At 71.7% G+C, this 5492-nt stretch carries 6 protein-coding genes; all 6 read left to right on the plus strand.

The genetic code is table 11. The features are described from left to right. Positions 1–31 precede the first annotated feature (31 nt). From VF139_12465 to VF139_12490, 6 genes are read left to right on the plus strand one after another with little or no spacing between them, the layout of a single operon-like run. The gene (locus tag VF139_12465; protein ID HEX6852206.1) at positions 32–391 is read left to right on the plus strand and encodes a metalloregulator ArsR/SmtB family transcription factor; all 360 of its coding nucleotides are present in this window, start codon (positions 32–34) and stop codon (positions 389–391) included. Next, positions 381–1238, plus strand: coding sequence for an arsenite methyltransferase (locus VF139_12470; GenBank protein HEX6852207.1), 858 nt, complete (start codon positions 381–383; stop codon positions 1236–1238). Before VF139_12465 ends, VF139_12470 begins: the two co-directional genes overlap by 11 nt. Then, entirely contained in the window at positions 1235–1888 is a 654-nt protein-coding gene (pxpB, locus tag VF139_12475; GenBank protein HEX6852208.1) for a 5-oxoprolinase subunit PxpB, read from the plus strand. Before VF139_12470 ends, pxpB begins: the two co-directional genes overlap by 4 nt. Continuing rightward, a complete protein-coding gene (locus VF139_12480; protein ID HEX6852209.1) occupies positions 1885–2778 on the plus strand; it encodes a biotin-dependent carboxyltransferase family protein in 894 nt (297 codons plus the stop codon). Before pxpB ends, VF139_12480 begins: the two co-directional genes overlap by 4 nt. Continuing rightward, on the plus strand, positions 2775–3524 hold the full coding sequence (locus VF139_12485; GenBank protein HEX6852210.1) for a 5-oxoprolinase subunit PxpA: 750 nt from the start codon (positions 2775–2777) through the stop codon (positions 3522–3524). The genes VF139_12480 and VF139_12485 overlap by 4 nt, the downstream gene beginning before the upstream one ends. A 23-nt stretch (positions 3525–3547) precedes the next feature. Beyond that, positions 3548–5419, plus strand: a complete 1872-nt coding sequence (locus VF139_12490; protein ID HEX6852211.1) for an oligopeptide transporter, OPT family — start codon at positions 3548–3550, stop codon at positions 5417–5419. Positions 5420–5492 lie beyond the last annotated feature (73 nt).

Consider the following 5492-nt stretch of genomic DNA (forward strand, 5'->3'; position numbering starts at 1 on the left):
CATCGATATAAGTCGTATCCTCCCCGGCGTCATGGTCAAACGCGCCCTCAAGGTCCTGAACCCCCTCGCCGGCTGCTGCCCCCCCGGCGTTCCCCCCGGGGAAGTCCCCGCGGTCGCCGACTGGGTGCCGGTCCTCAAGGCGCTCGCCGACGAGACCCGGCTGCAGATCCTGGCCCGCCTCCTCCGCAAGTCGGACGCCATGTGCGTCTGCGACATCGAGTCGGGTTTCGACCTCTCCCAGCCGACGATCTCGCACCACCTCAGGCTGCTGAAGGACGCCGGACTCGTTGCGGCCGAGCGCCGCGGGACCTGGGTTCACTACACCCCCAACCGCGAGGCGGTCTCCCGCCTCGCGCGTTTCCTTTCGAAGGAGCTGGACGATGTCCTCTGAGATCCGCGACGTGGTGAAGCAGAAGTACGGCGAGGCCGCCCTCAACGTGATCAACGGTGGAAAGAAGGGGGGGTGCTGCGGCTCGGCCGCGGAGCTCGCCGACTGGAGCGCGGTCGACCCGATCACCCGGAACCTCTACGAGGACCACCAGGTGCAGGGGCTCCCCGAGGAGGCCCTCCTCGCGTCGCTCGGGTGCGGGAACCCCACCGCCCTCGCGCAGCTCCACCCCGGCGAGGTCGTCCTCGACCTCGGCTCCGGAGGCGGCATCGACGTGTTGCTCTCCGCGCAGCGCGTCGGCCCGACCGGCAGGGCCTACGGCCTCGACATGACCGACGAGATGCTGCAGCTCGCCCGCGAGAACCAGCGCAAGGCCGGTGCGACGAACGTCGAGTTCCTGAAGGGACACATCGAGGAGATCCCGCTTCCCGACAACTCGGTGGACGTCATCATCTCGAACTGCGTGATCAACCTCTCCGGCGACAAGGACAAGGTCCTGCGCGAGGCCTTCCGCGTCCTCAAGCCGGGCGGCCGCTTCGCCGTTTCCGACGTCGTCCTCGAGCGGGAGCTCCCCGTCGAGGTGCAGCGCTCGGTCGCCCTGTGGACCGGTTGCGTCGCCGGAGCGCTCGTGAGGGCCGACTACAAGGCCAAGCTCGAGGCGGCGGGGTTCGAGACCCCCGAGTTCCAGACGACCCGCACCTACGGCCGCGAGGACGCCGAGCAGATGGCCGCGTGGGTCCCCGCGGACCAGGGGGGACCCGCCGCGGTCATGGACCACCTCGACACCCTCGACGGCGCGGTGATCAGCGCGTTCATCCGGGCCCGGAAACCCGCCGCCACGGGAGCGTGAGCGTTCCCCTCCTCGACTGGGCCTCGGACCGCGCCCTGCGCGTGCGGTTCGCGGACACGATCTCGGACGCGGCGCACGACGACGTGCGCCGCGCCCTCGCCGCCTTCGAGCGCGCGCCCGTCCCCGGGCAGGTGAACCTCCACCCCGCGCACGCCTCGATCCTCGTCGTCGTCGATCCGCTCGCCGCCACGGCCGAGGCGGTCGAGGCGGCGGTACGCGCGACGCTCCACGCCGCGGACGACCTCGAGCTCCCCGAGCCCCGCCTCGTCGAGATCCCCGTCTGTTACGAGCCGCCGTACGCCCTCGACCTCGACGACGTGGCCCGGCGCGCGGGGATTTCGATCGACGAGGTGGTGCGCGCCCACGCGGGGGCCCTCTACCGCGTCGACTTCCTCGGATTCGCGCCGGGCTTCCCGTACCTCTCGGGACTCCCCGAGAGGCTCGCAACCCCGCGACGCACCGAGCCGCGGATCCGCATTCCCGCGGGGAGCGTGGCGATCGCGGGATCGCAGGCCGGGATCTACCCCGTCGAGATCCCCGGCGGTTGGAACGTGATCGGGCGGACGCCGCGCGTCCTCTTTCCTCCGCCGCTCCTGCGCGTCGGGGACCGCGTGCGGTTCTTGCCGATCCCGGCGGACGCGTTCCGATGAGCCGGCTCCTCGTCCTCGCCCCCGGCGCGATCGCGACGATCCAGGACCTCGGCCGTCCCGGCTTCGGCCCGCTCGGGATCTCCACCGCCGGCGCCGCCGACCCGCTGTCCCTGCGCGCGGCGAACCGCCTGGTCGGCAATCCCGAGGACGCCCCCGCGATCGAGATGGCCCTGGGCGGGGCGGCCTTCGCCTTCGAAGGGGACGCCGTCGTCGCCGTGGCCGGTGCCGACCTCGCGTGCGGGATCGCGCCGTTCACCGCGACGGCGATCGCCTCGGGGGAGAAGCTGCGTTTCGGCTGGGCGAAGCGCGGTTCGCGCGCCTACCTCGCGGTCGCGGGCGGGTTCGTCCTCGACCGCGCGTTCGACTCCGCGTCGGTGCACGTGTGGAGCGGGCTGGGCGGCCGCCCGCTCGCGAAGGGGGACGTTCTCGAGGTCGTTCCCGGCCGCGGGACGCGACGTCCGGCAAACCTCGATACCGCCCAGCGTGCCGCGATCGAGGCGTCGATCTTCCGCAAGGAGCTGCGCGTCACCTGGGGGCCGCAGGCGTCTTGGTTCTCCGAGGCCGAGCGCGAGCGGTTCGTCGCGACCCCCTGGACCGTCGGCGACGCGATCGACCGGATGGGGCTGCGTCTCGAAGGGCTGGCGATCGCACTCGCCCACCCACGCGAGCTGCTGACCGAAGGGGCGCCGCTCGGCGCGATCCAGGTCCCCGACGGCGGGAGGCCGATCGTCCTCTTCGTCGAGCACCAGACGACCGGCGGGTACCCGAAGATCGCCAACGTCGTGTCGGCCGATCTCGCCGCCCTCGGCCAGCTTCGCCCGCGAGACACGATCCGGTTCCTGCCGGTATCCTTCGAAGCGGCCCGGCGGCTTCTGGAGGTGCCCGGATGATCGCGATCGATCTCAACGGCGACGCGGGGGAGAACCCCGCCGCGATCGCCGACGGTAGCGAGGAGGCCTTCGTCGCGTCGCTGACGTCGGCGAACGTCGCCTGCGGCGGCCACGCCGGAAACGTCGCGTCGATGGCCGCGATGGTGGCGATCTGCAGGAGCCGCGGCGTCGCGCTCGGCGCGCACCCGTCCTACCCCGACCGCGCGAACTTCGGCCGCGTCTCGATGCCCCTGGAACCCGACGAGGTCGAAGCGGCCGTCTTCGAGCAGGTCCACGCCCTCGCCCTGGAGGCGAAGGGGCAGGGAACACACCTCGTCCACCTGAAGCCGCACGGCGCGCTCTACCACGACTGCGCGCGGCGCCCCGAGATCGCCGAGGCGGTGGCGCGCGCCGCCAGGCGCCAGGGGGGCGACCTCGCGCTCGTCGCGGCGGTGCATTCCCCCGCGCTCGCGACCTGGCAGGGGATGGGGTTCCGCGTCCTCGCCGAGGCGTTCGCCGACCGCCGCTACGAGCCCGACGGCACCTTGCGCTCCCGGGCCCACGACGACGCCTTGATCGTCGATCCGGTCGAGGCCGCCGCGCAGGCGGTCCGCATCGCCACCCGCGGCGAGGTGCTGACCCTCGACGGCACGACCCTCCAGGTGCGCGCGCAGTCGATCTGCGTGCACGGCGACACCCCCGGTGCCGCGGCCATCGCCGCCGCCGTCCGCCGAAGGCTGGTCGCTGCGGGAGTGCGACTGGGCTAGAGTTCGCGGCCGGAGGGGGCTCCATGGCCGCCATGAAGGACGGGACGATCGCCGAGTTCACGCTCAAGGCGGTCGTCGTCGGGGTCGCGCTCGGGATCGTCTTCGGCGCGGCGAACGCGTACATCGGGCTCAAGGCGGCGATGACGATCTCCGCCTCGATCCCCGCGGCGGTCATGACCGTCGCGTTGTTCAAGCTGTTCGGCCTTCGAGGCACGATCCTCGAGGCGAACCTCAGCCAGACGATCGGCTCCGCGTCCACGTCCCTCGCTTCGGGGACGATCTTCACGATCCCGGCTCTTTTCATGTGGGGAATCGCCCCGCCGTACCTGCAGGTCGTCGCGTTGTGTTTCCTCGGCGGCGTCCTCGGCATCGCCGCGATGATCCCGCTGCGTCGACTGCTCATCGTCGACTCCCACAAGGAGCTCCCGTACCCGGAGGGGACGGCCTGCGCCGAGGTCCTGAGAGCGACGACGCTGGGCGCCACGGGGGGTCACTGGATCTTCATCGGCATGGGAGTCGGCGCCCTGGTGAAGCTCGTGACGGGGCTTCTCTTCATGATCCCGGGGGAGGTCCACGCGGCGGTCCCGTTCCTCCCGAAGGCCGAGGCGGCCCTCGAGATCACCCCCGCCCTCGTCGCCGTCGGGTTCATCCTCGGCTACCGTCAATCGGGGGTGCTCGTCGCCGGCTCGATCGTCTCCGCCTTCGCCCTCACGCCGCTGATCGCATGGGTCGGGATGAAGGTCGGCACGCCGATCTACCCCGAGGCCAAGCTCCTGATCGCGGACATGACCGCCGGACAGATCTGGTCGCGTTACATCCGCTACATCGGTGCCGGCGCGGTCGCCTTCGCCGGCATCGTCACGGTCCTGCGGAATCTCCCGACCATGTACGGCGCCTTCGCCGCGGTTGCGAAGGGCATGTCGGGGAACAAGCTCGCCACGACGGCGGCACCCCATTCCACCGATCGCGACCTCCCGCCGGCCTTCGTGCTCGGCGGGATCACGGTCGTCGTCCTCGTCTCGGGGCTCGTGCCCGGGATCTTCGCGGGGGAGATGGGGCTCGTGCAACGCCTGGTCTGCGCGGCCGGCGTGGGGATCTTCGGGGTCCTTTTCGTCGCGGTCGCCGCGCGCATCGTGGGGATCGTCGGCGTGTCGTCGCAGCCGACGTCGGGGATCACCCTCGTGACCCTCCTCGGCGTCGCGTCGGTCTTCGTCGCCTTCGGCTGGAACGACCCCGGCGCCAAGGCCGCGGTCCTCACGGTCGGGACGATCGTCGCCGTCGCCGCCTCGAAGGCGGGGGACATCTCGCAGGACCTCAAGACCGGGTATCTGGTCGGCGCGACCCCCGCGCGCCAGCAGTTCGGTCAGTTGATCGGCGCCGCGTTCGCGTGCTGGGCGGTCGCGGCGACGGTGCTCCTGCTCGGCAAGGCCTACGGCTTCCCGTCGACGGTGCTCTCGGCCCCGCAGGCCACCTTGATGAAGACGATCATCGACGGCGTCCTCGCCGGCGACCTGCCGTGGGACCTCGTGTTGACCGGCGTCGGCGTGTCCGGGGCGGCGATGCTCTGCGGGGTGTCGGGGCTCGCGTTCGCGATCGGCGTCTACCTCCCGCTCGGGACGATGCTCGCGATCTATGCCGGCGGGTGCGCGCGCGCCCTCGCCGACCGCGGCGCCGCCGCGGCGATCGAGAAGAAGGAAGGGGACATCGGCGTCCTCGCGGCCTCGGGGATCGTGGCGGGGGAGGGGCTCGCCGGCGTCCTCGTCGCGGGACTCGTCGCTTCGGGGCTGCTCGAGAAGTCCAAGCCGGCGATGCTCGGGGGAACGGCGGGATCACTCGCCGCACTCGCCGCCATCGCGCTCGTCTGCTGGTTCCTCGTCCGCGCGGCCCGTAATTAGGGACAGCAACCTTTTTCGCAACTGGGGACAGCCACCGTATTTCCCTGGGCCCGAAGACCGCGCTTACGCGGCC

Source organism: Candidatus Polarisedimenticolaceae bacterium (assembly GCA_036376135.1).
GTDB lineage: Bacteria > Acidobacteriota > Polarisedimenticolia > Polarisedimenticolales > DASRJG01 > DASVAW01.